Source organism: Enterococcus sp. DIV1368b, from assembly GCF_050529595.1.
In the GTDB taxonomy this organism is placed as follows: Bacteria; Bacillota; Bacilli; order Lactobacillales; family Enterococcaceae; genus Enterococcus_B; species Enterococcus_B mundtii.
The window spans coordinates 301007-325493 of the sequence record NZ_CP172883.1 but is presented as its reverse complement, the minus strand read 5'-3'; the positions used below and the strand labels follow the sequence as shown (position 1 = coordinate 325493).

Sequence of the window (24487 nt, the reverse complement as noted above, 5' to 3'; positions counted from 1 at the left end):
GTTTTCCCCCATTGAGCAAAACATCTTCAAAAGAACTACTTATAAAGGAGGTCTCTTTCATGCTTATCAACAGTATCTTATCCCTTGTTGTGTTGGCTATTTTATTTTTCTTGGGAATCCAAATGATAAAACAAGTGAGATTGATTTTGCTAAAAAAGAAAGCCGGTGGTCAACCACTTCTATATAAAAAAATCAGTATTTATGAACTGAAATTATTGAAAAAACAATTTTTTTATCTTTTGATCATTAATAGCTTGCTAACTATTGCATTGGCCTTTTGCGTCTACATGCTGTTTGAACTACAAAATGCTCGAATAAATGACCATCAGACAATCCTTGAGTTAGTTGAACGAGTCCAAGAACTAAAAAATCGATTGGACTAATCAAAAAGAACAAGCAAGTAAAAAAAGGGAGCTGTTTTCTTGTTTATTTGGGTGAATGGTCAACTTCGAAAAAGGAAAAAGAAAGGACCCTATTTCTTAATATGTCTGCTTCTATGCGTTACGTTTACTTATTTGCTTCACCGCTATCACTTTCATCAAGTTACTGGAACATCGATGGAGGATACTTTAGTCAACGGCAACATAGTGATCGTGGACAAATTTTCTTCGCTTACACGTTATAGCATCATCGCTATTCAGCGATCCTCTACGGATGAAATCGTAAAAAGGATTATCGGAATCCCAGGAGATTCTATAAAAGTACATGGGAATGAACTGACCTTGCATTTAGGCAGCAAGCCCCATTCTCCTACAGAGATTTTTCGACTGAGTCCAGAAGCAGTCGCGCAAATGAAACATTTGACCTATCTTCCTGAAAATACCTATTTTGTTTTAGGCGATAATCCGGATATTTCTGAAGATAGTCGGACATTTGGACTTGTTAGTCATTCTCGTATTTTAGGAAAAGTTATTTTTAAATAAAAGGAAGTGTTTGACAACTATGGGTAAAAAAAAGAATGATGGTTGGTTTTTCTCAAAAAGTTTATTAGATGAAATTTATCAACTACCACTAGAGGAAGAGATTGATTTGGAAACTGAGGAAGAACTACATGAACCATTCACAAGAAAAATAAGTGAGCTAACGCTAGAAACAGCGACAGTGTCAGAAAAAAAAACAGAAATCGATAGCCACTCGTCTCCCGTATCTTTAATAAAAACCGCAGAAGATGGGCGTATGTTGTATGTGAAGGCTCCTTCTGTTGCGTCTGAAACAAATTTGGAACAAATAGAACAGGAACAAAAAAAGCAAGACGATAAAACCTTCACTTTAGAAGAACAAGCAGGCAAGTTATTGTACCAAGTAAAAAAGAAGTGAAGAAAAACAATCTGCGCCGTCTGTCTCTACATCACCTCTCAAACACAAAATACGATAGCAGAAGCAAGAGGAGGTTGGAACAGAAGTGTTTAGCCTCGATAAATAAGGCGCCATCCACGAAAATTGTTTTTCAAATTTTTGTGGATGACGCCTTATTTCCGAAGAAGTTACTCCTGTTTCCGCCTTTTATTCGGTTTTAAAATATGCTAGAGGACTAATGCCCCAGACACTCTTGCTTTTATTGTATCCACTTCAACGTGATTTTCTCACACGTTAATTTTCTGCCAAAATCGTTTCGATCGTTGCTAGTTCTTCTGGTGCAAAGACGAGATTATCTTTCATTTTGACACTTTCCTGCAACTGACTCAAACGGCTAGCACCGACTAAGACACTTGTCACTGATGGTTGTCGCACATTCCACGCCAATGCCATCTGAGCCAATGTTTGTCCTCTCGCTTCCGCCACTTCCTGTAACTGTGTGATTTTACGTAGTGTCGGTGCAATCTGTTCTTCTGAAAGAAAAGGGATTTCTTTTCGATGGGCACGTGAATCTTCAGGAATACCATGTAAGTAGCGATTCGTTAACAAGCCTTGTGCTAAGGGACTAAACGTGATTGCACCTAGTCCACTTTCAGCAAGAACAGGTGCTAAGTCCGTCTCAAGTAATTCTCTTGAAAACAGATTGTAACGCATTTGATGGATCACGAAGGGTGCATCTTTTTTGCGTAAAATTTCCGCCATTCGCTGTGTGTCCGCCCCATTGTAGTTAGAGATACCGATATAAAGGGCCTTTCCTTGTCGAACTAATTGCATCAATGCCTCTGCGGTTTCTTCCAAAGGTGTTTCAGGATCTGGACGATGATGATAGAAAATATCCACATAGTCCAAACCCATACGTTGCAAACTCTGGTCACAACTGGCAATGATCGACTTACGAGACCCCCAATCGCCATAAGGGCCATCCCACATATGATAGCCTGCTTTACTAGAGATAATCAGTTCATCTCGATAGGATTTGAAATCCTCTTTAAAAAGTCGCCCAAAGTTTGTTTCAGCTGCTCCAGCAGGTCCACCATAATTATTGGCTAGATCAAAATGGGTGATGCCTAAATCAAAAGCCCCCCTTAAAATTTCCCGCTGATTACTGATGGGATCATATTCCCCAAAATTTTGCCATAACCCTAAAGACAGTAAGGGCAGCTTTAAGCCAGATCGACCGCTTTTACGATACTCCATGTTTTCGTAACGCGTTTTATCAGCTACATACATTTCATTCACTCCTTATTTTTTATGATTATCACAGAAGTCTTCCACTCCGAAAAAATAAGGAGTTACTTCTGGAATGCCGTTTTTCATTTTCAAGGATAGCAGATGACTACTAACCCAGCTTTTTGATCCATCTCTATTTCAAGTACCCATGTATCCTTGTCTACTTTCAAGTGATACATCAGCTCTGGCAGAAAACGCTATCATAATTGTGTTAACTTATTTATTTCTTGGCTTTTTTCCCCCAATTGTGCGTCATTCTTTGCAAAAATGCTAATTGACGACGGGTTTGTTTTATTTTTTTGTAACGTTTTGGTTGCTTCTGGTAAAATTGTTGATGGTAATTTTCAGCCGGCCAAAAAGCTGTCGCTGGCAAAATAGCTGTAACTATCGGTTTTCTGTAGCGACCTGATGCGCTTAATGCTTGTTTCGACGCTTCAGCAGTTTTTTGTTGCTCTTCATTTTGAACAAAAATGATTGGGCGATATTGTTCTCCGCGGTCTTGGAATTGTCCAAATTCATCCGTCGGGTCCGTTACTTGCCAGTAAATCTCGACTAGCTCTTGATAACTGATCACTCGCTTATCAAATATGATCTCCACTGCTTCCACATGACCAGTATAGCCGCCACTGACTTGGTCATAATTAGGGGAATCAAACTGTCCACCTGTGTACCCGGACATCACAGAAACAATCCCTGCTTTTTGCTCAAAAGGCTCTACCATACACCAAAAACAACCGCCAGCAAATACTGCTCGTTCTTGAACAGTCGGATCTGTCATTTCGTGTTTAGAAAAATCATACCGCGCTTCCCCTAACGGATCGCCGATCATTTGCAAATAGAAATCCATGACGTCTGGCGTTAGATTTTGTCGTAAAGCTAATGGTCGTAAAGAAACTTCCAACTTTTCAAGTACCTCTTTTAGAGAAACAGAAGTTGCTAACTCTTCTTTTGCTGCCATTAGTTGTTGCCGCTCCCAGTCTCGCGTGTTTGGGTTTAAAATCAAATTATAGAGAGTGGTGATTTCTTCCTCTTTCTTCATCGGATCTCCTCCTCCCAAAGTGTCCCTTGTCGATCCAAGGAAACAGGAAAAAGCTGAGATTGCTTTTTCACTATTTTCTTTGAATCATTTAACATCTCTTAATAATACACTTCATCTAGAAAAAGCGCATGTGCGGGAACTGTCTCGCCTGCTTGCTGTCTGACTTTCGTTTCAAAAATCGTATCGATCAAAGATAAATCTGCTTTACCTGAACCAATATCTAAAATCGTTCCCATTAAGATCCGTACCATTTTATACAAAAAACCATCCCCTACAAATGTAAAATGAAGCATATTACCTTCTTGTTGGACCGATAATTCTTCAATTGTACGTACTGTTGATTTTTTTGTTTTTTTCAATGCTGAAAATCCAATAAAGTCATGTTTTCCTTCTAGTTTCCGACAAGCTTCTTCCATTTTCTCCAAATCAAGTGCCTTCGGATAATCAAAACTATGGTTTCTTTCAAACACTGTTGGAATCGGTGCATTCCAAACGTAGTAACTATATTTTTTCCCTTTTGCATTATATCTAGCATGAAAACGTTCAGGTACTTCTTCCACTTTTTTCACCACAATATCTCTTGGCAAATAACGATTGAGGAAATCCAGCATCTCCATTCGACTCATTGTACTAGCTGTTTTGAAGTTAGCTACTTGACCTCTGGCGTGTGTCCCAGCGTCTGTTCGACCAGAACCGATAATCTCAATCGTTTCACCGGTCATTTGCGAAATGATCGCTTCGATCTTTCCTTGGATCGTTTTTTCATCATTACCAAGTCGTTGCCAACCAGAATATCTTTTTCCATCATATTCGATCGTTAATTTTATATTTCTCATGTATTCTCCTTCTATTGGATCAAATGATCCATTGTTTTCATTTAGTGTCAGTATAGCAGATAACACCAGCTTCTTCTCAAAAAAAAACGCAATCCAGAAATTTCTCTGTTTTGCGTTTTTTTCTTTTATAATTTTGATCAACCTAAGAATTTGAAGACTTCTTCTCGGTCGTAAAGTTTTAAGACTTTTTCAAATACCAATTGCGTAAATAAAGCAGCCGCGACTGGTACGACGAACCAACAAATCAACACCATCACGATATTTAGTCCAGCATCTAATGAAGCAAGAGGGCCAACTAAACCAACGATCCCAAAGCCCGCAGAAGCTGGTGTTCCTGATACAGAGAAAAGTGCAACAGGTATCGCTGTGATAACCGCACTTACTAAACATGGAACTAAGATGATCGGTTTACGGAATAAGTTCGGCATCATCATCTTCATCGCACCTAACGCAATCGCAATCGTGACACCTGATTTATTGACACGCCAAGAATTGACGATCAACACAAAGGTTGTTGCTGCAACACCCATAGCAGCAGCACCAGCAGAGACACCGTCTAACTGGATTGCTAAACCAATCGCCACTGTTGAAATCGGTGAAATGATCAAAAAGGCAAATGAACAACCGATCAAAATAGACATCAAAAGAGGTTGCAATGTCGTGAAGTTATTGATACCTTCACCGATTGCAGAGGTGATCGCTGTCACATAAGGGAATAAATAAAACCCAATAAGACCTGCGCCCACACCGACTACGATTGGTGTCAATACGATTGCGACTGAGCCAAAACGATCGCCGATCAATAGGATCAGACCAACAGCAATCGCTGCAGTGATCATAGTATTGATGATATCTCCTGTACCTGACCCTACATATACACCTGCTTCACCAAGGTCTGGCATAAAGCGGACAACACCAGAGCCGACAAATGAAGCACCAGCTACTACCATCATTTGCATCGGATTAAACCCAAATTGTAACCCGATCAAACCACCAATGATCAACGGAGTCGCTAATTGGAAGATCACAGCTAGTTGTGCGATCGTCACAGCAACAGGATATTCACTGAAATACTTTAAAATAGCTCCTAAAACAGCATTTGGAATCAGTCCTACGATGATCCCTGTTGCTGTTCCAGCTAATACTTTGTTCAAAAAAATTCTTGGCGTTAATTTATTCGTCGTATCCATTTATTTGTTCCTCCTATTTCGCCTGTAAAATCTGTTCTTTTGCATGCACGAGCGCTGTCAAAAAGTCACAGTAAGGCGTAGCGATCCCGTATTTCTTTCCTTTACGTGAAATCGCACCGTTGATATAGTCGATTTCTGTCAATCGGTTGTTTTTGATCAAATCTTGATGCATCGATGGGAAATGCATACCGATCGTCTCAGGATCAAAACAAGTTTCACAGTGTGCGACTGCTTCTTCCACATCTAAATCAATATTTTCTGCTTTTGCTACTTGACCAAATTCATTTACGATAGCAACAACCATATCATGAGCCGTAGAAGTACGACCAAGTCCTGCCATGTTCACGTCTAAAATCGTACATAAGCCGTTCATCGTGCCATTGACACAAGCTTTACGATAGATCGAGTAATGGATATTACTTGAATACTTCGCATTCAAACCCGATTCAGCTAAAGTTTCTGCCAATTCTTTCGCAGCTTCTTCTTGTCCGTCTCCTAAGTTTTGTAGTTCTACTGAACCACTACCAAATAATTTCACACGTCCAGGACCTTCTAGGCCTGCCGTCCACATTGTATTACCAATAAAAATATTTTTCATTGGTACAAATTTTTCAATAATATCTTCATGGCCGATTCCGTTCAATAAACAAAGGACTTTGGTCTCATCTTTGATCATTGGACGAATATCTTCCAACATTTTTTCTAGTTGCATTGCTTTCGTGAATAAGACGATCAAATCAACTTTTTCTACGTCATTGATTTCTGATTGAAGAACGACTGGGATATCGACAACGATGTCCTCACCGTTAAAGTTAGCTTTCAATCCGTTTTCTTTGATCGCTTCTACATGGTCTTTCCAACCATCGATCAATGTCACGTCATTTCCACCTTTTTGCAACATGAGTCCAAACCGACTCCCCATTGCACCTGCACCAGCAATTGCTATCTTCATTTCTTTGTTCTCCCCCTTTAATTTGGTTATACGACGAATAAGCAAATAATTCCCCTTACGATCATTCAATCATTCACAATGTCCGCTAGTTATGACTGATTATTCGCTTGAAAAACTATTTTACTTGACTCATTTTCCCATTTCCTTTGATTTATTTCAAATAGCCTGATTGATTGCTCACAAACGTAAGCGTTATCTAATCATTTTAAGCCCAAGTGGATGGGTTGTCGCATGACACTAAGGAGTATTATACACTAAAAACAGCCCGTTTTTTTAATATAACCCTAATTATTTTTGTTAATTTTTAAATCAATTATGTTATATAACTAATCAGATACGATTGTGAATCACCACACGATATTATCCAAAAAATAGGATATCTGGTACTTTATAGACATATATTTTGCTAAAAAGTCTATTCCTCCTATTTGTTACAAAAAAAAGCAGCTACCAGAAAGGATCACTGGCTTGCTGCTTTTCATTACTTAATCTTGTCTATTTTTTCTTCAATCAGGGTGCCGCATCAATCGATTGATATGCACACCTAGATAGGTGACTTCCTCTTTCGTGATTTCCTGTTGGATCATTTTCTGGATATATTGCCTTACTTTGTCTGCATTTTCCATCGCCAATGGATACAAGGTACACATTTGCTGATACAGACCATCATCTTGTCCATCCAGCATCTTATTCGCAAACAACCGTTCAACGAAAAAACGAACATGAGTAATAAAACGACTATAATGGATCGAGTCTGGAGCAATGTCGATCCGAATCGAATATTTTACTAAGTTGACGATGCCACCAATCATTTTCGCTTGCTTCATACTATCGGTTCCCTGACTTTCTTGAGACAATGAATTAATGACATGAAAGGCGATATTTGCTGCCTCTTCAATGGGTAACTCGACATCGGATTTTTCATTGAAGATCGTTAGCGCTTGCTCGGCTGCTTGATATTCTTCCGGATAGTAATTCTTGATTTCCCAATATAACCGGTTAGTGATGATGATTCCTTTGGTCATACGTTCAACTGAAAAATGTAAATGATCAGGTAATGTTAAATAAATACTAGAGTTTAACCGTTTCCCTAGTCGTTTCTCCATACTAGAGACCATTGCTTTCGTTAATTCAAAATAGGTCAAAGGAACCTCTTTGATCAAATCCAATAATTGCATGGCTTTGCCTTCATCATAGGGCAGATAGATTTCATCAATCGAATCATCCGAGATGATCTCACCGGGCTTTTTGCCAAAACCAATCCCTTTTCCTAAAGCAATCATTTTTTGCTGATTGCTGTCGATCAATACCACACTGGAGTTAAGCACCTTTAGTATTTTCCTCATGATAGCCTCCTTCGGTCAAGGTTACTCCTTGAACGCATCGAACAGTTCCTTCACTCGATGGATCGACCGTTCGTTCTAATAACTTCTTTATACCAGTAAAATGAATCTTTACGCAAGCGATCATAACTTCCATTTCCTTCATCATCCGCATCTACATAAATGAATCCGTAACGTTTTGACATTTGAGAGGTTCCGGCACTGACTAAATCAATAGGCCCCCAACTTGTATACCCAATCAAATCCACCCCTTCATCGATGGCTGCTTTCATCGCTTTGAAATGTGCAGTAAAATAGGCGATTCGATAGGGATCATGGATTTCATCGTCAATCACTTCATCAAAAGCTCCCATGCCATTTTCAACGATCATCAAGGGTACTTGATAACGGTCATATAATTCTAGTAAAGAAATTTTCAAGCCTAAAGGATCGATTTGCCAGCCCCAATCTGTCGCTTCTAAATAAGGATTTTTAACACCCAAAACGGTATTCCCCGGTGTCCGCTCTGCCTTTGGATCTGCGGATTCACACATAGACATATAATAACTAAACGATAAGAAATCTGCCGTATGTTCTTTCAATAATTCTTTGTCACCAGGTAGCATGTCGATTGTGATATGACGGTTGGCTAAGTCTTTCAACACGAGCGGCGGATACATACCTTTCACTTGAACATCCGCATAAAAATGATTGTTCATATTCTTTTTCAATGTTCGTTCCACATCTTCTGGTCGGCTCGTCAACGGATAGGTCATCAATTTGGTCAACATACAACCAACTTGGCTACCAGGGATTTTTTCATGGCAATGTTTCGTTGCTAAAGCCCCTGCCACAAATTGATGATGTAACGCTTGATAAATAGCCGCTTCGATTTTGTCTGGTTCGATTGTATCAGTCAAAATCCCTGCAGTCGTAAATGGGTGTCTAAAAATACTATCCACTTCATTGAACGTCAACCAGTAATGAACATACTCCCCAAATTCATCAAAACAAGTATCTGCAAATCGAACAAAGTCATCCACCACACTTCGTTGAATCCAACCGTTGCCTTTCATCGCTAATGCTAATGGCATCTCATAATGAGACAAGGTCACAATCGGTTCGATTCCTAAGCGCTTCATTTCTTTAAAAACTTCTTTGTAAAATGAGACACCTTCAGGATTAGCTGTCTTTTCATCCCCATTTGGAAAGAGTCGGGACCACGCAATCGACAAACGTAATGTAGTAAACCCCATTTCTGCAAATAACGCTAAATCCTCTTTGTAACGATGATAGAAATCGACCCCTCGTCGTTTAGGGAACCACTTGTCTGTAGGGTCGGCTATTGCTTCTTCTACTTTTTCGATCGTCACACCTACATGAGCTGCGTAATCTTTGTTGTCTACATTGGGTTTGTAGGTTGCAACATCGGCCACAGATAACCCTTTTCCACCAATATCCCATGCCCCTTCTACTTGGTTTGCTGCAATTGCACCTCCCCATAGAAATCCTTCGGGAAAACCTGTTTGTGTCATATCCATTTTTCTATTCCTCACTTTCATTTTTTCATTTTGCTAAAGCAGAAATCATCAATAACTCAGTTTCGGGTGTCACTGATTGATTTTCTACTTGACGATCAATGTGATACTCCTTCTGATTGGTCACGACCACCACAACGACTGGATCAAATCCTGCTTGTTTGATTTTTTCAATATCAAACTCAAGTAAACGCTCGCCTGGTTGCACCATCTGCCCTTCTTGAACAAGGGCATGGAAACCTTCACCTTGTAACTTGACTGTATCGATTCCTACATGAATCAGTAATTCTACTCCGCTCACCGTTCGTAACCCGATTGCATGACCTGTCTCAAATAGCATGGTCACTTGTGCTTCTTCAGGAGAAAAAACAATACCTTCTTCTGGAATGACCCCGACACCTTCGCCAACCATCCCACTAGAAAAGACATCATCTGGGACTGTTTCAAGAGGAATCACTTGCCCTTTGACTGGGCTCACGATACCCCAAGTTCCTCCCCTACGACTCTCGTTCTCTTCTTGTGTGGTTGCTTCTTCTTGATCTTTAAAAAATACCAAGCCACCTACAAACGACACAACAAAAGAAAGAGCTGTACAGACGAATGCCCAGACAAGATTCATCGGTTGATCTGCACTGGCAAACATAGTGATACTCGCAATCCCTGGTCCAACCAATGCGAAGGCTTCTAAAGCCATGATTCCGGCAAATATCCCGCCGATGAAACTAGAAACCATCACGATACTCAATACCCTTTTGTGTAAGATCGTGACCCCATATAATGCGGGTTCAGTGATACCAAACAAAGCTGAGATTCCTGCAGAAATCGCTGTTTGTCGCAATTTCATATTTTTTGTCTTTAAACTTACGGCAAAACATGCACCAGATTCAGCGATATTGTGAGCCAAAGAAGCCGGTAAATAGAGCATCTCTTTTCCTAACTCTCCCATTGAAGAAACAGCATAAGGAATCATCGCTTTGTGCATACCAGTAACGACCATCAATGGTAAAACTGCAGCAAGTAAACCTGTTGCTAACCAGCCTAATCGTTGATATAACTCGACGATCAAATATGAGAATGCGCCACCAACGTTATAGCCTAAAGGGCCTAAAATCAGCAGTGCAACTGGGACAGTCACTAATAAAGCAACCATCGGAACAAAGAAAATACGAATCGGCTTCGGAGAAATTTTCGTGACATATTTTTCGACGATACTATAAAACAACACTGTTAAGATTGCTGGGAAGACTTGAGAAGCATACGCAATATTTTCAATTGAGAACCCTAGAAAGGATGTTCCGTCTGCTAGAAGGGTTGCCATTTCTGGTAAAAGCAAGGCACTCACTGCTGAAACAGCTACGATCTCATTGACTTTTAGCTTTCTTGCCGTCGTCATCGCAACTAAAATCGGTAAGAAATAAAGAGGCGCTCCTCCGATCAAATTCAATAGAAGGTAAGTAGATGAGTTTGCATCCATGACACCCAATAAAGATAAGAGCAGTAAAAGTGATTTTAAGACACCGCCACCTGCAATCGCGGGAATCAACGGTTGAAAAACTGAAATGATAAAATCAAGTAAAATTGTTCCAACAGGTTTCTTTTCTTTGTTTATGTTCTGATCTGCAGAGATTTCTCCGATCAGTTTGGCTAATTCGTCATAAACTTCCACTACTTCATTCCCAATGATTACTTGGAATTGAGCATTGCTACGAACACCGATGACCCCATCTAAGCGTTCTAACTCTTCACGATTTGTTTGTTTGACATCTTTCAACGTAAAACGAAGCCTAGTTGAACAATGTTCCAAATGAATGATATTTTCTTTTCCGCCAACGAATTGTAAAATATGCTTTGCTAAAGTTTGATAATCCATTTTTTCCACTCCTTCTTTCGTTTTCCTTTTTCGCTGCGCAGACAAAAAAGAAAAAAGCAGGCAAGACCATAAGAAATAACAACAAAGGATTCTTTGTGTGTCTTTCTTTAGGTCCTGCCTGCTTTACCAGTCACATGCCTGTTTTATTTACATTTACTATAACAAGTATTTTTTAAAATTGCAACCCCTTTCTTTTTATTCATTTAGCCACGACTAAAAATCTCATAATCGATTTCATCGACTGATTTCGCCACTAGGATCGCTGAATACACATCAGAATTGACATTCAAAATCGTGCGCAACATCCCTACTAACCATTCAACACCAGTCGAATCAATCAATTTGTCATTAATTTTTATTGGTCATTCGCCACTCGCCACTCTAACTCGTCTAACAGCGGCGTATAATCCACTTTGGTAAAATCAGTCACATCGAATGTATAAAGCGTTCCAAGTTCAAAGTGTTCATACTTTCGATCATTTATAACAGCTCTAAATTCTTCTTTGGTGATATGATTGGTTCCTAACGATCGATCGTCCAACGTATCTCCATAATGATAATGGTCCATGATATAACTCAAATGACGTTCAGGATCACGATCTCTTTTATAACGTCGTTGCCATAGTACATCAAAGTCTGCGTGCAAGCGAATCGTGATCACTTCATAGCCATATTTTTTTGATAACGCTTCTAATGGTCCTTTTTGTTTGTCACTGAAAGGATACTCTGAAACAATCACTTTCTTCCCAGCTTCCATGTACAGTTCCAACGCCTGATAAAAGAATGGATACACCTTGTTTTTTTCTTGCTCTGCTCGTTCAGCTAAATTATCGAACCCAATTGATTCAGCGTAATACTCTTTGACTTCATCTAAGGTAAGACGATACATCGTTGGAAACCGTTCGAACAGTCGTTCCATCAAATAAGTTTTTCCTGTTCCCGGACTTCCTGCCAAAAGAAACAAATATTTTTTCATTTTAGCTCTTTTCTGCATAGATCTCACTTCCTGTATTCAAAAACAAGCCGATTTTATGTTTGATGATTGCCTTCACTGCTTCATTGGCTGGGATCACGTTGTGGCGTAATGATCGGCTGACTTCTGTTTCACCAAAGCTTTCTTTTGCGGTTTTCGTCCAGTTGACAAGTAGCTCTGTCCCAACATTGAATTTACGGATTCCGTGATTGATCAACTCTGGATAATCTTCCTCTTTCACTCCAGTACCACCGTGGATGACCAAGGGAACATCGACTACTGCGTCGATTTCTTTCAGGAGTGGTAGATTGACTTCTGTTTTTGATTTGAATTGCCCATGATTTGTTCCAATAGCAATTGCTAATGCGTCTACTTCAGTTGCTGCTACGAATTCTACCGCATCTTCTGGTTTGGTATACACTTTATCATCTTCTGCCACATGGATTCCTTCTTCCGTCCCACCAATCGTTCCTAGCTCCCCTTCCACTGAGACACCACGAGCATGGGCGTATTCAACGACTGCTTTTGTTTTCAAGATATTCTCTTTAAAAGGTAAATGGGAACCATCATACATCACCGAAGTATAACCGCTATCGATCGCTTGCTTGATATCGGAGAAATCACGCGCATGATCCAGATGAAGAACAGCATCCACCATTTCTTCTTCAGCGATCGTTTTCACTACATTGACTAAGACATTCATCCCAATATATTTCGCCGTATCCACACTTGTTTGGATAATGATCGGCGCACCCATTTCTTTGGCTGCTCGTAACATTTCTGGCAACATCTCCAAGTTATGCGCATTGAATGCGCCCACGGTAAAGTTCAAAGCTTCTGCTGTTTTTGTTACTTCTTTTAATGTCGTATACATTTTTTTATAGCCACCTTTATTCTTATTTATTCCCTGTAATCGTGAGTTGTTTAGCAATTTGTCGCATCTCGTCCATTTTCCCCATATAATGATCAATTCCTTGATCGTCTCCAGCTCGTGCAGCTTCTGCTCTTTTTGCATTATATAAAGACATCAACTTCTTGTACCCATCATTGATACTTTTCTTCAGTGATAAACTTTTCTCAAGCTGTTCGATTGCCTGATCGTTATCCCCTAACTCAGCGAGTTTTAGTCCTACTTGTTCAAAAAGAACCGCTAGTTGGTCTGTTTCTTCTGTCTGGTCGATATCTTTCTTGAGTCGTTCGATTGCTGTTTGAAGTTCTTCTTTTTCTTCGCTGGAGAGCATCTGTATTACTTCAGGTTGCTCTTTTTTCTTTTTCAAAAAACCAAACATCATGATCCCTACTTTCACATTAGAATGCTTTTAAAATCGGACTTAAGATCCAAGCGTAAAGTAGCGCTACCACTACTGTATCGACATCTGTCGCTGTCGCACTGACAAATCCCATTGAGTTAAAAATCGTTACTAGTAATGCTGGCAACAAGGTAATAAAGAAACCATGAGCGATCCCGCCAATGATTGCTCCTCGTCGTCCACCAACTGCATTACCAAAAATCCCCGCTGTCCCTCCAGCAAAAAAATTCGTCAACATCCCTGGCAGAATCATCGCTAATCCAAACACCGGCAACGTAAACATCGCAATGACCGTACCGATCGTTGTTGTGATGAACCCTAAAATCACCGCATTCGGGCTATAAGGGAAGAATACCGGACAGTCTAACGCTGGAATCGCATCAGGGACTAGTTTCATCGCAATCCCACGAAACGCTGGAACGATTTCGCCTAGTAATAAGCGTACCCCTGAAAGTAATACGTATACACCGACAACAAACTGGATAGCTTGTAAAAAGGCAAACATGATGTAGTTTTGGCCCCCTGATAGCTCAGCCGCAAACGTCTCTCCTGCAAACAACACAGTCACGATATAAAGAGGTACCATCACCACCATGACCGATAGATACGTATCTTGTAAAAATTCAAAGTGAGCAGGCAATTTGATATCTTCAATCGATTTCTTGTTCTCGCCTCTTTCACCAAAAATTTTTGCTACCCCAGCCTCAAATAAATAACCGATCGTACAAAAATGGCCTAAAGCAATATCGTTTGAACCAGTGATCTTGCGTATGATTGGTTGCGCCATCGCTGGCATCGCAATAGCAAAAACTGCCCCAATGAAACCACCAACTAAAATCAAGACAAATCCACGTAACCCAGCAAAGTACCCAAATACAGTGGTCATCGTCGCCATCCATAAGATTGCTTGACCAGTCAAGAAGATATATTTCCACTTCGTAAAACGGGCAAGTAAGATATTAAAGACAAAAATAGCTAAAAATGTTAATGCGATGTCTCTACCTAGACCAAGTTCATTCATTGCTTGACCATTGATTGCTTCAATTGAAGGAATGATCCCTTCCATTTGGAACCCTTCGGTAAAAATTTGCCCAAAATACGTCAAACTACCGACGATGATACTCGAACCCGCACTTAAAACTTGAAAGCCTAGCAATGTTTTCAATGTACCCGAAATAATGTGACCCGTTGATTTCTTTTGCAGGATCAGGCCTAGCATCGCAATCAAGGCAATCGTGATCGATGCTTGAGTCAAAATATTTTCGATAATAAAATTGATAACACCCATGTTTTCTCCCCCTATTTTTTTGATTAGATAGCTCCCTTACTTTGTAAAACTGGTGTTAACTTCTCTTCGATCTCAACTTTTGAGACGATATTTTTCAAGTAAATCATGGCTGTTGTCGGATCAATGGTAAATTTCTCAAATTGTGAACGAAAATTCTCTGCGGTAATGATCACATCCGGCTTCATCGAAACGGCTGACGAAATATCACAATGATCCAGCTTAGCTGTCACTCCTAATTTATTCAATACATCCTCGGCTGACATTTGAGCGGCAAAACTACTTCCTAGTCCTGCGCCACATACAAATAAAATATTCAATTTGTTCATTCCACTCTCTCCTTTTAGCTACTTAAATAGTCGTTTTTTAAATGAATCTACATTAGGACTTTCGATCAAACGAGTCAATTTCGTTTCGTCATTGATCAACTCGATCAACTCCTTCATGATTGTCAGATGGGAATATGAATCCACCGCTGCCAAGCAGAAAATGATTTTAACCGGATCCATCTCTTCATTGCCAAAATCAACTGGCTGACGAATTGTCGCGACACTCACCCCTAACTTATTGACGCCATCTTCTGGTCTGGCATGGGCTAATGCCAGATGCTTGCCAATAACGATATAGGCGCCATACTCTTCTACTGCACGAACCATCGCATCAACATAACTTGACTCAACGATATTTTCTTTCAACAATGGTTTAGCCACTCGTTCAATCGCTTCTTGCCAATTGTCTACGTGTTCTTGGATCAATATATGATTATCTGTCAAAATGTCTTTTAGCATTGGTTGGATCTCCCTTTTATTGATTTCTAAATGATTTTGCTCAAATAATGTTTCTAATTTGGTGTAGATTGGCCGATCGATCTTGCCTCCACTTTCTTCCACGATCCGCAAGACGTCGGTAAACAATTCTGTTTGCCCTCTCTCTGTCGGAATCAGTCGTTGGACCTTTTGGTGAGCATTTAAAAAATCTGCAATGATTGGACGATTCGCATCGGTTAAAATAGGCTCCAACACAAGCAGTGGTTTGTTCTGATCTGATAATTGGAACGTACTGAAAATCAAGTCGACATTTAACTTATCCACCAACTCCGCTTCTCTAGAACTTAATACCGCAACAACTTCAATTTGTGGGAACTTCTCTTTTAAATTTTCTGCTAATAGATTGCCTGTTGCCAATCCATGGTGACAAACCACCACTGATTTATACATGTACATGACATTCTGTTTGATCGTGCTAGCAATCGTCGAAAAATGGATCACTAGAAAAACAAGTTCATCTTCGATTATCTCTCCACCAATGACTTCCTCGATCGTTGGGACAAATAATTCAACTGCTTCATAGATGGGGCGGTAATTGGCCCGAATATTTTCTTTCAAAGGATTCGTGACTTGGATTCGATGTTTGATGCGAATGATCAAAGCCGTCATATGTTTATAAAGGTTTTCACACAGGATTTCTTCTTTTAAGTGAAATGGGATACGGGTCTGTTCCTCGACAAACTGGATCAGTTGGATCGTCAACAGTTGGGCTTGGACCCATTCCAACGAATTACTGATATCTTTTGAACTGAATGTCTCGATCGTAAAACGAAGGTAGTTTCTTTCAACCGGCGGAACGTCTGTCAAACGAAACTCAGCGATCACCTTTTCAATAAAGTCAGTGAAACCGTCTTTTTTTTCGTTACTATTTTTCCAATTAATGGCTGCAATAAGTTCATGCTTTCTGACTCGCTGGACCCAAATCATCGTAAACAGCAACAGTTGATTTTTGTAGATATCATCTTCTTGTCTGATCATAGTATCTGTATAGATGGCTTCGAGCTTTACAATCTCCGAAGGTGGAAAATACTGTTGAAAAATTCTTTGAGCCGCAGTGATTTTCGTACCATTTCTTGCTGAAAAATCAATTCTTCCTAGATTCTTATTGATCAAGTCATAAATCATCGTGCGGATGGAGCGCTCCGCTCCTTTATAGACTAATCCCTGTCTACCAAAACTCACGATCTCGATACCGTATTTGATCAAATCCGCTCGCAAACGACGCATATCTTCGTCCATCGTACTTTTCGAGATCATGAATGCTTCTTCCTTACGATTCAAATAAACTGGCTGTTGCTCATAAGCAATTGATAACACTAAATCAAAGGTCCTCTCGTCACGATTCAACAACTCCTCTTGATAAGTCACCAATGCTTCTGCCAGTCTTTTTTCTTCCTCATCGCTTAAACGCAATAGAAACCCTTGCTTACGAACCGTTTGGATCTCTGCCAGCTGATTGGCTCGCAACCAACTATTGGCATCCAACACATCTTGACGAATCGTTCGTTGACTGACTTGGTACTCTAACGCTAATTGTTCCGCTTTGATTGGATAATGATATGCTCTAAATCTTTGAAGTAACTCAATCGTTCTCGTTTTCATATGATTGATTTTCCTTTCTGAACCAAGTATATGTTGGCGCTTCCAAAATAAAAAGTAGAGATTTCTGCCAATTAAGTTGGCAGAAAAGTAAGAACACCTTTATAAATTTTTTAAGCAAGTTAGTAGCAGAAGCACCTACTTTCGAGAAATAAGCCGCACAAGTCGAAAATAGTCTCTCCTATTTTTGGCTTGCGCGGCTCATTTTCTGAAAAAAAAACTTCAGGAAGCTCGCTTATTCGATTGTTTAGAAATATCCATTTCGTTCAACCAAACAGCTATATTGTCACTCGCTTTAGTTGGTTGATACCTACTGATACGATCGTTAAATAATTGAAGAAGTAACTCAATCTTTGACAAAAACCTAGTTTATCCAATAGTGGGAGGTGATTCAGCACTGGGATCCTTGCCAGTCCGTAAATCATCGCACTCAGCAGACTCAAGCTTATTAAGACGATATACATTCGACTGATTGGTTGATTCGCTTCTTTTCGATAGAGCAATAAAGCAAAAACCGGAAATAAAAGAAAGCCACTATAACCTAAACTAGAACCAACATTATGTACCCACGTTGAGAAATCCCACGAAGTAGCTTGGGTGTTAAGACTAAACAATCCTGTAAAAAGGCAATCGCCTATCGCATAGAAACCTAGTGAAACAACCAACCATTTCGCTAAATGAGTAGATACTTTTTCAAACGAAGCATACAACGCAGGTAAGGATAAGATAAAAAAGATTCCTGAAAAAACAGAATAAACAAGAAAGAATGTTCTCACTGGACTTGTGACGTCACCGAACACACTGATTGGCAGCCTCAATTGATCTAAACCAGGATAGAACAAGCCCAAAATATAAGGTGTTGAAAAATCACTCAACACTCCTAGAAATAAAAAATAAAGCCCATATCGTCGTAAAAAAAACATGTACTCCTCCAAAACACTTTTATTCTTATATACAGAATAACATTTTCAATTTAATTGCAAAACAAAAAATCCTATTGATTCTGTCACACTCAGTGAGTTAGGATCAGAGGATTTTTTGCTTTGACATAGCTTATTTACTATATTCTCAAAAAAGTTATCTTTTTAAAATCAATGGCTCACGACGCGCTAGTTTAAGTGAATGGATAATGAATGACCTCTTTGTACGTTTCAAATAATTCAGCATTCAATTGATCGCCACCATCTATATTGGCAGAATAGAAAATCGGTGGATGTTTCACTCCCTCAGAAATCAACTGTTCACAAACTTCTACAATGATCGTATTGAGAATGGACGCTCCAATCACCGTAGAAGAAGGGCCGACCTTTTGTGATAGACCTGTTAGTTCACAACACGCATCTCCGATATCGCCGTGGTTATCGATCACGATATCCGCAATTTCAAATAATCGTTTCCCTGATGAATGGCGACTAGTTACAGATTTCGAGTAGGATACATTTGTTAGTGCGATGATTTTTACTCCTTTTTCTTTTGCCACTTTAGCTAAGTCAATAATGATCGGGTTTCTGCCAGATACTGAATGAAGAATCAATACATCATTTTCTTTAAAAGGAATCGTTCCGGCTATGGCCATTCCATAGCCTTCTAATCGCTCCATTTGACTCGTAAAGGTTACTGGATTTCGATCCAACATCACTTCTCGTCCAAATATTGCATTGATCGTCATCATTCCTCCAGCGCGGTAATACATTTCCTCTGCTAAAATACCCGCGTGGCTGGCGCCAAAAATATAGATCGAATGTTTTTGTAAATTTGCTTGCGTCAATAATTTAATTGCTTCTCCAATTGATTGCCTTTCTTTTTCTTCGACAATTGTTAATAGTTCTCTGATTTTATCCATGTAACGAAACATTTAAAACCCTCCAAACAAACTGCTGATTCCTCGTCCAATCATTCCCCACAATGACAAATCGTTTCCGCCAAAAATCAAGATCCAACTTTGGATCGTTGTACTGAAAATCATGGCAGAAAAACCAACTAAAGCAACCATTGCGACAGATGCTGCAATCGTTCCGATAACTGCCCCACGAAAACCGCCTTGGCCTTCACCAATGACTGCGGCTCCACCACATTCAAAGAAACTTGTAATGACCAATGGTACGATCAGTACACCAAATAACTGGAATGAATTTGCTAAGACAACTAAAATCGTTGAAGTGATCATCGCAACGATAAAACCAATAATGACCGCATTCGGACGATAGTTGAATAGAATCGGGACGTCAAAAGCAGGTTTCGCACCTGGTACCACTTTTTCAGCAATTCCTTGGAAAGCTGGAATAATTTGATTAATCAATAAACGAACACCATACAACATGATCAATAATCCAGCACCGAAATTCAACCCAGCTTCAATGGCAAACATAACAAGATTCCCACCTTCTGGAATCAAAACTGGTGCGATGATCCCAACTACCACATTCATAAGAAACATGACCAATGCTCCCGTGATCGAAATTTCTCGGAAAAATGAAAGGTTCTCTGGAACATTGATATCTTCTGTCGATTTTTCTTTATTTCCCACACGCTTTGCCACAAATCCTGAAATCAATGATAAGATTCCTGTCGGATGACCGATCAAGAAAGAATCATCACCGGTAGCATCCCAAACATATTTGCGCATGATCCATGGCATGAATGACCAATAGCAAGCAGACAATAATGCACTGATCCCAATCAGTAAAGCGCCAGTTAGACCAGCCTCTACTCCGGCAGCTACAAATACAAATGGGAACCACCACAGCATATGTCCAGTCAGAAAAATCGTTTTGACTGGTGTAAACCTAGCAATCAACAAATGGATGATCAATCCTAAGAACATGGCTAAACCGACTGTACCACCGTATTCTGCTGTAAAAGTCACATCAGATAACCCTTCAGTAACTTGCACACCTAATTGTGTCTGGACCGCCGTATTGATAGGAGCTATCGTCCCTACCAACATATTTACCCCAGCCGTTAACGCCACCATCCCAAAGGCTGCGGTCAAGGAACCTTTGATGATTTCTGAAAATGACTTTCGTTGGATGATCAAACCGATCATCGCGATCAGGGCTAAAAGAACAGGTGGATTTTTCAAAATATGATCGCTAATAAAATTCATCAGTCTAGCCCTCCTTGTTTGCTAAATATTGTTCTAATTGTGCTTTCACTTCATTTGTATCCATATATTTTTTGATTGGATAAACAGGCGCTTTGACCGAAGCTTTCAGTTCTGGTAGTAATTCATTACTAGTAAAATAAACATCTGCTTGAGTCGCTTTTGCTGAGGATAAATCAGTATTCTCTACTGTAGCTTTAAGACCTAACTCTTTGATCACCTTATCAATCGACATTTTTAAAACCATTGAACTTCCAACACCAAATCCACATACTGCTAAAATTTTCATTTTTTTCTTCCTCCTTAGGTTAGTAATTGGATTATTTTTTCCTTATTTCCCGATAAAATAGTTTGGTACTTCACTTCATCCATAAATATGGACATGATTTCTTGCAATTTCTCCAGATGGCTCTCACTATCTTTCGCAGCTAAGATCAAAAATATTTTCACCGCTTTTTCTTTCATATCTACTGCATTTTTTACGACTAAAAGGCTCATGCTTTGTTCATTCACTCCTACACCTGGTTTGGCGTGCATGAGGGCAAAATAGTCGGTTAAAACCATATATGGACCATGCTCTTCTACACTTTTGATCATATTATCCAAATAGGTATGCGCTATCATTTCACTTTTTAACAAAGGCTCACTTGCAATCTCAACGGCAGTCTCCCAATTTTCCACTGCATCGATTACTTGGATCTGCTCTTTTGCCAATAATGGATCAATTCTGCTCATTCTTTTACCTCCAACATTTTTGAGATGAACCAGTTTTTATCACCAATCCCTTGCATGATAAGTTTCATCACTGCTTCAACTTCTTTCACATCTTCTTCTCGGATCATCAATAATACGATGATATCTGCTTTTTGATTTCCCCAATTAACTGGTTTATCCGCTACTAATATTGCAATAGCAGTTTCTTCTACGAATAACGGATTACCATGAGGAATCACAAAACCGTTATCGAGATAGGTTGATTGGATTGCTTCTCGGTCAAAAACCGACTGGGTGTATTGTTCTTTTTTATAGTCATTTTTAAAGTTTTGCTGCTCAATCAGAAAATGGATTGCTTCTTCTTTTGACTCATAATGACCAAAATAAATATTGGACGCAAGCAAGTGTTTTGTTTTTTCAGGCAATATCCGCCTTTCCTTCATATGCTCATGATCAATGACTAAATCGATATAATGATTCATGATTCGTTTCATATCACGACTAGTCACCATGGGCGAGATTCTGACGACAGGCTTTGATTGCTTGGGTATATCGACTGTAGAAATAATAAAATCAATTTCTGATAGATCCATGTAAGTCAACTTATCAATAGAGGCAGTTTCAATGCTGTCAATATCAGGTAAGATTCTTCGTATTTTGGCTGAAACAAATGAACTTGTTCCAATGCCATTCGGGCAGACAAATAATAATTTGTTCAATCGTTTGATTCTCTCAATAGCAGCTTGAAAATGGATGGTGACAAACCCAACTTCATCCTCAGATAGATTCACTTCACTTGGCCAACAAAAATCTTTTAATGCAAACCATACAACCCCATAAATGGATGGATAATTTTGTTTGATTTCGTCAATCAATGGATTGACGATCGTTGTTTGCGCTTCAATTCGCAAAAGTAATTGATACAGATGAACTAGAAGATCTTCTTCTAAACGGTTATCTTGTGTTAAATCAATCTGGATACCTTCGCTAACCTTTTGGATCAATTGCCGAATTTTCCCACGAAAAGCAAAAGGAATATTTTCACTTTTCATAAAGAATTTCAAGCCACTTCCTACGATAATGTAAGTTAAATATTGGACCTCTTCTTGCGTGAACTGATAAATTTTCTGGTCTTCTAATTTTTTTAATAGTTCATACACAAGCGGGTACTTGTTGAACTCCAAGAAATATTTTCCATACTGATTCTTACCAATCAAATCTATTTTTTTACCCTCTTTTGAGCGTTGGACAATCAATAAAATTGAAATCACAATGCTTTTGAAATAACTCTCTGGAATCTCCATTTGTTTTTCGTTGATTCCTTGACGAAAAGCTTGCTCAATTCTTCTTAAAAGTTGCTGTTCTACCAGTTCTGCTACCACTTCTAGTTCATTGAAATGATTAAGGATGGTCCGCTTCAACACACGTTGGATTTGAATTTCATTTCCTTCAAAAAATGTTCCCGAACGATCAAATGTCAAATTCAATCCTTCTTTGGTAAAAATATCCTTCACATAAGAAAGATCATTGGCAATACTACTTCGTGAGACAAAGTATTCATCAGAAAGCTGTTGGTAACTTAAGTGCTCAAAATTCAACAGTCGATTGAGAATGGTTATTCTGCGCATTTTATTTTCCTGATAGTGCATAACTGTCATTTTCCATCACCTTCTATATTTACTATAATTTTTCTAACAACCGATTAGAAGACCAAATAAATCATTAGAAAATAATGAGATAGTCTGCACATTACTAATCGAAGTCTTTTTTTAGTATACTCAGAAACAACTAAATAATTCTACCCGCAGTAAAAGACATGAAAAAAGCCAACAGACGATTGCTGTGGGCTTAAAAAAAATGTACTTTGAAATGATGGTAGAAAGATTCCTCTATTACAATTCACTCAAACGACTTTTGATCGAAACAGCCTCGCCATTTCTTTTTCTATCACCTAATTCACCAATTGCGGTAAATAGTAAGTCACTGGAAGAATTCAGCGCTGTTTCAACTGAGTCTTGGATGACCCCAATAATAAACCCAATTCCTACCACTTGCATCGCAATATCATTTGAGATGCCAAATAAACTACAAGCCAAAGGAATCAACAGTAATGAACCACCAGCTACTCCAGATGCACCACAAGCAGCTAAAGCCGCCAAGATGCTTAAAATCAATTTTAAGCCAAAAGAAGCTTCGATACCTAACGCTTGAACAGTCGTTAACGTCATCACTGTGATCGTCACTGCAGCTCCCCCCATATTGATCGTTGCTCCTAATGGAATCGAAATGGCATAAGATTCTTTTGTTAATTTCAGTTTTTCTGCCAACATCATGTTGATCGGAATGTTCGCCGCAGAACTACGAGTAAAGAAGGCAGAGATTGCACTTTCTTTTAAACAAAAGAAAATCAATGGATAGGGATTTTCTTTGATGAACAAAAAAGTAAGTAATGGATAGATGACCAAAGCAACAAAGAGCATCGTACCTACTAACACAAGAACTAATTGGAGATACTCGGTCAGTCCAGAAAGACCTGTTGTGGCAATCGATTCATAGACTAATCCCAAAATACCGATCGGAGCGAAAGAAATAATCAATTGGACCACCTGTGACAATGCGACTGAAATCTGATCGATAACTTCTTTCGTTGCTTCTGTACGTGTCCGCAATGCCAACCCTAATAATACAGCCCAAAATAACACACCTAAATAATTAGAATCAATAATTGCTTGAATCGGATTTTGAGTGACATTGGTCAACATCGTAGATAAAACAGTCCCTATATTTTGAGGTGCTTGTTCCGAAGCTGTTTCTTGTAGCGTGATCGGCACTGTAAAAATCGAGCTAGTGATCACCGCAACAAAAGCTGCTAAAAGAGTTCCGCCTAGATACAATCCTAAAATCGGCTTTACAAATGTTTCATTCCCCATTTTGTGTTTCGCAATCGAAGCGGCAGTCAAAAAAAACACCAATAGTGGTGCAATAGCCTTTAAACAACTAACAAACAACGTTCCTAATAAAGCAATAAATCCCCAGGTCGGTAAAAAAATACCTAATATTATACCAATTAAAATACCACAACCAATACGTTGAACTAACGACATGTCCAAGAATTTCTCTAACAAACAACCACCCCTTTATAGTTTAACAACCATTCTAACATCTTCATGAGAGAAACAAAAGGGTAATTTTCAGAAAATTCTTATTATTTATCTTTTTAGTAATTACTTATTTTTATAATTAAATTTTATCTAATCGTGCAATCTTACGCTTTATTATTTAGATTTATTAAAGGAACAAACTTTAAAAGTAGTTTATAAAATAACCAATATATGTTATAATA

The 24487-nt window shown here is 39.1% G+C and carries 24 protein-coding genes and 1 pseudogene; 3 read left to right on the top strand and 22 right to left on the bottom strand.

Going from position 1 to position 24487, the window contains the following annotated elements; all coding sequences use genetic code 11:
* Window positions 1-59 precede the first annotated feature (59 nt).
* From IGJ19_RS01575 to IGJ19_RS01565, 3 genes are read left to right on the top strand one after another with little or no spacing between them, the layout of a single operon-like run.
* Entirely contained in the window at window positions 60-383 is a 324-nt protein-coding gene (locus IGJ19_RS01575) for a hypothetical protein (protein ID WP_430604318.1), read from the top strand.
* Between the two features lie 51 nt (window positions 384-434).
* A complete protein-coding gene (gene lepB / locus IGJ19_RS01570) occupies window positions 435-923 on the top strand; it encodes a signal peptidase I (RefSeq protein WP_430604557.1) in 489 nt (162 codons plus the stop codon).
* Between the two features lie 19 nt (window positions 924-942).
* Window positions 943-1317 (top strand): hypothetical protein, encoded by a 375-nt coding sequence (locus tag IGJ19_RS01565; RefSeq protein WP_071866192.1) that lies wholly within the window; start codon window positions 943-945, stop codon window positions 1315-1317.
* Window positions 1318-1590: 273 nt separating this feature from the next.
* Here the strand turns inward: IGJ19_RS01565 and IGJ19_RS01560 are convergent, their stop codons facing one another.
* The 22 genes and pseudogenes from IGJ19_RS01560 to sstT all read right to left on the bottom strand — a co-directional run bounded on the left by IGJ19_RS01560 (window position 1591) and on the right by sstT (window position 24269).
* Window positions 1591-2586 (bottom strand): aldo/keto reductase, encoded by a 996-nt coding sequence (locus IGJ19_RS01560; RefSeq protein WP_430604317.1) that lies wholly within the window; start codon window positions 2584-2586, stop codon window positions 1591-1593.
* Window positions 2587-2806: 220 nt separating this feature from the next.
* Window positions 2807-3625: a peptide-methionine (S)-S-oxide reductase MsrA gene (msrA, locus tag IGJ19_RS01555; RefSeq protein ID WP_430604316.1), complete on the bottom strand. Its 819-nt coding sequence runs from the start codon at window positions 3623-3625 to the stop codon at window positions 2807-2809.
* Window positions 3626-3723: 98 nt separating this feature from the next.
* Window positions 3724-4461, bottom strand: a complete 738-nt coding sequence (gene truA / locus IGJ19_RS01550) for a tRNA pseudouridine(38-40) synthase TruA (RefSeq protein WP_074799635.1) — start codon at window positions 4459-4461, stop codon at window positions 3724-3726.
* Between the two features lie 137 nt (window positions 4462-4598).
* Complete coding sequence (locus IGJ19_RS01545; protein ID WP_071866187.1) at window positions 4599-5651, bottom strand: PTS transporter subunit IIC; 1053 nt, start codon at window positions 5649-5651, stop codon at window positions 4599-4601.
* A 13-nt stretch (window positions 5652-5664) separates the two neighbouring features.
* Window positions 5665-6603 (bottom strand): 2-dehydropantoate 2-reductase, encoded by a 939-nt coding sequence (locus IGJ19_RS01540; RefSeq protein WP_019722895.1) that lies wholly within the window; start codon window positions 6601-6603, stop codon window positions 5665-5667.
* A gap of 506 nt (window positions 6604-7109) precedes the next feature.
* A complete protein-coding gene (locus IGJ19_RS01535; protein ID WP_074799634.1) occupies window positions 7110-7949 on the bottom strand; it encodes a PRD domain-containing protein in 840 nt (279 codons plus the stop codon).
* Window positions 7950-7999: 50 nt separating this feature from the next.
* A complete protein-coding gene (locus IGJ19_RS01530; RefSeq protein WP_181880083.1) occupies window positions 8000-9460 on the bottom strand; it encodes a glycoside hydrolase family 1 protein in 1461 nt (486 codons plus the stop codon).
* A 31-nt stretch (window positions 9461-9491) separates the two neighbouring features.
* Window positions 9492-11333 carry a beta-glucoside-specific PTS transporter subunit IIABC gene (locus IGJ19_RS01525; protein ID WP_115357150.1) on the bottom strand — a complete coding sequence of 614 codons (1842 nt, stop codon included), beginning with the start codon at window positions 11331-11333 and terminating at the stop codon, window positions 9492-9494.
* 203 nt (window positions 11334-11536) lie between these two features.
* Window positions 11537-11659 (bottom strand): annotated as a pseudogene (locus IGJ19_RS01520) (dicarboxylate/amino acid:cation symporter); the annotation flags it as partial.
* A gap of 29 nt (window positions 11660-11688) precedes the next feature.
* Window positions 11689-12309 (bottom strand): AAA family ATPase, encoded by a 621-nt coding sequence (locus IGJ19_RS01515; RefSeq protein WP_071866225.1) that lies wholly within the window; start codon window positions 12307-12309, stop codon window positions 11689-11691.
* Window position 12310: 1 nt separating this feature from the next.
* Window positions 12311-13180, bottom strand: coding sequence for a class II fructose-bisphosphate aldolase (locus IGJ19_RS01510; protein WP_195513336.1), 870 nt, complete (start codon window positions 13178-13180; stop codon window positions 12311-12313).
* A gap of 22 nt (window positions 13181-13202) precedes the next feature.
* Complete coding sequence (locus IGJ19_RS01505; protein ID WP_430604315.1) at window positions 13203-13595, bottom strand: tetratricopeptide repeat protein; 393 nt, start codon at window positions 13593-13595, stop codon at window positions 13203-13205.
* Between the two features lie 19 nt (window positions 13596-13614).
* Window positions 13615-14904, bottom strand: coding sequence for a PTS sugar transporter subunit IIC (locus IGJ19_RS01500; RefSeq protein WP_430604314.1), 1290 nt, complete (start codon window positions 14902-14904; stop codon window positions 13615-13617).
* A gap of 23 nt (window positions 14905-14927) precedes the next feature.
* Window positions 14928-15230 (bottom strand): PTS sugar transporter subunit IIB, encoded by a 303-nt coding sequence (locus IGJ19_RS01495; protein WP_010736508.1) that lies wholly within the window; start codon window positions 15228-15230, stop codon window positions 14928-14930.
* 18 nt (window positions 15231-15248) lie between these two features.
* Window positions 15249-17330 (bottom strand): BglG family transcription antiterminator, encoded by a 2082-nt coding sequence (locus IGJ19_RS01490; protein ID WP_430604313.1) that lies wholly within the window; start codon window positions 17328-17330, stop codon window positions 15249-15251.
* 275 nt (window positions 17331-17605) lie between these two features.
* Window positions 17606-18250 carry a DUF998 domain-containing protein gene (locus tag IGJ19_RS01485; protein ID WP_430604312.1) on the bottom strand — a complete coding sequence of 215 codons (645 nt, stop codon included), beginning with the start codon at window positions 18248-18250 and terminating at the stop codon, window positions 17606-17608.
* A gap of 191 nt (window positions 18251-18441) precedes the next feature.
* Window positions 18442-19182, bottom strand: a complete 741-nt coding sequence (locus IGJ19_RS01480) for a sugar isomerase domain-containing protein (protein ID WP_074799622.1) — start codon at window positions 19180-19182, stop codon at window positions 18442-18444.
* A complete protein-coding gene (locus IGJ19_RS01475) occupies window positions 19183-20433 on the bottom strand; it encodes a PTS ascorbate transporter subunit IIC (RefSeq protein ID WP_430604311.1) in 1251 nt (416 codons plus the stop codon).
* A 4-nt stretch (window positions 20434-20437) separates the two neighbouring features.
* Window positions 20438-20719: a PTS sugar transporter subunit IIB gene (locus tag IGJ19_RS01470; RefSeq protein WP_023518991.1), complete on the bottom strand. Its 282-nt coding sequence runs from the start codon at window positions 20717-20719 to the stop codon at window positions 20438-20440.
* A 14-nt stretch (window positions 20720-20733) separates the two neighbouring features.
* Window positions 20734-21165: a PTS sugar transporter subunit IIA gene (locus tag IGJ19_RS01465; protein ID WP_074799620.1), complete on the bottom strand. Its 432-nt coding sequence runs from the start codon at window positions 21163-21165 to the stop codon at window positions 20734-20736.
* A complete protein-coding gene (locus IGJ19_RS01460) occupies window positions 21162-22802 on the bottom strand; it encodes a BglG family transcription antiterminator (protein ID WP_074799619.1) in 1641 nt (546 codons plus the stop codon). Before IGJ19_RS01460 ends, IGJ19_RS01465 begins: the two co-directional genes overlap by 4 nt.
* 234 nt (window positions 22803-23036) lie before the next feature.
* Complete coding sequence (sstT, locus tag IGJ19_RS01455; protein ID WP_430604310.1) at window positions 23037-24269, bottom strand: serine/threonine transporter SstT; 1233 nt, start codon at window positions 24267-24269, stop codon at window positions 23037-23039.
* Between the last annotated feature and the right edge of the window lie 218 nt (window positions 24270-24487).

Coding starts and splice junctions, on each gene's coding strand:
- IGJ19_RS01575 (WP_430604318.1), top strand. CDS start 60: ATGCTTATCAACAGTATCTTATCCCTTGTTGTGTTGGCTATTTTATTT.
- IGJ19_RS01565 (WP_071866192.1), top strand. CDS start 943: ATGGGTAAAAAAAAGAATGATGGTTGGTTTTTCTCAAAAAGTTTATTA.
- IGJ19_RS01560 (WP_430604317.1), bottom strand. CDS start 2,586: ATGTATGTAGCTGATAAAACGCGTTACGAAAACATGGAGTATCGTAAA.
- msrA (WP_430604316.1), bottom strand. CDS start 3,625: ATGAAGAAAGAGGAAGAAATCACCACTCTCTATAATTTGATTTTAAAC.
- truA (WP_074799635.1), bottom strand. CDS start 4,461: ATGAGAAATATAAAATTAACGATCGAATATGATGGAAAAAGATATTCT.
- IGJ19_RS01545 (WP_071866187.1), bottom strand. CDS start 5,651: ATGGATACGACGAATAAATTAACGCCAAGAATTTTTTTGAACAAAGTA.
- IGJ19_RS01540 (WP_019722895.1), bottom strand. CDS start 6,603: ATGAAGATAGCAATTGCTGGTGCAGGTGCAATGGGGAGTCGGTTTGGA.
- IGJ19_RS01535 (WP_074799634.1), bottom strand. CDS start 7,949: ATGAGGAAAATACTAAAGGTGCTTAACTCCAGTGTGGTATTGATCGAC.
- IGJ19_RS01530 (WP_181880083.1), bottom strand. CDS start 9,460: ATGACACAAACAGGTTTTCCCGAAGGATTTCTATGGGGAGGTGCAATT.
- IGJ19_RS01525 (WP_115357150.1), bottom strand. CDS start 11,333: ATGGATTATCAAACTTTAGCAAAGCATATTTTACAATTCGTTGGCGGA.
- IGJ19_RS01515 (WP_071866225.1), bottom strand. CDS start 12,309: ATGAAAAAATATTTGTTTCTTTTGGCAGGAAGTCCGGGAACAGGAAAA.
- IGJ19_RS01510 (WP_195513336.1), bottom strand. CDS start 13,180: ATGTATACGACATTAAAAGAAGTAACAAAAACAGCAGAAGCTTTGAAC.
- IGJ19_RS01505 (WP_430604315.1), bottom strand. CDS start 13,595: ATGTTTGGTTTTTTGAAAAAGAAAAAAGAGCAACCTGAAGTAATACAG.
- IGJ19_RS01500 (WP_430604314.1), bottom strand. CDS start 14,904: ATGGGTGTTATCAATTTTATTATCGAAAATATTTTGACTCAAGCATCG.
- IGJ19_RS01495 (WP_010736508.1), bottom strand. CDS start 15,230: ATGAACAAATTGAATATTTTATTTGTATGTGGCGCAGGACTAGGAAGT.
- IGJ19_RS01490 (WP_430604313.1), bottom strand. CDS start 17,330: ATGAAAACGAGAACGATTGAGTTACTTCAAAGATTTAGAGCATATCAT.
- IGJ19_RS01485 (WP_430604312.1), bottom strand. CDS start 18,250: ATGTTTTTTTTACGACGATATGGGCTTTATTTTTTATTTCTAGGAGTG.
- IGJ19_RS01480 (WP_074799622.1), bottom strand. CDS start 19,182: ATGTTTCGTTACATGGATAAAATCAGAGAACTATTAACAATTGTCGAA.
- IGJ19_RS01475 (WP_430604311.1), bottom strand. CDS start 20,433: ATGAATTTTATTAGCGATCATATTTTGAAAAATCCACCTGTTCTTTTA.
- IGJ19_RS01470 (WP_023518991.1), bottom strand. CDS start 20,719: ATGAAAATTTTAGCAGTATGTGGATTTGGTGTTGGAAGTTCAATGGTT.
- IGJ19_RS01465 (WP_074799620.1), bottom strand. CDS start 21,165: ATGAGCAGAATTGATCCATTATTGGCAAAAGAGCAGATCCAAGTAATC.
- IGJ19_RS01460 (WP_074799619.1), bottom strand. CDS start 22,802: ATGACAGTTATGCACTATCAGGAAAATAAAATGCGCAGAATAACCATT.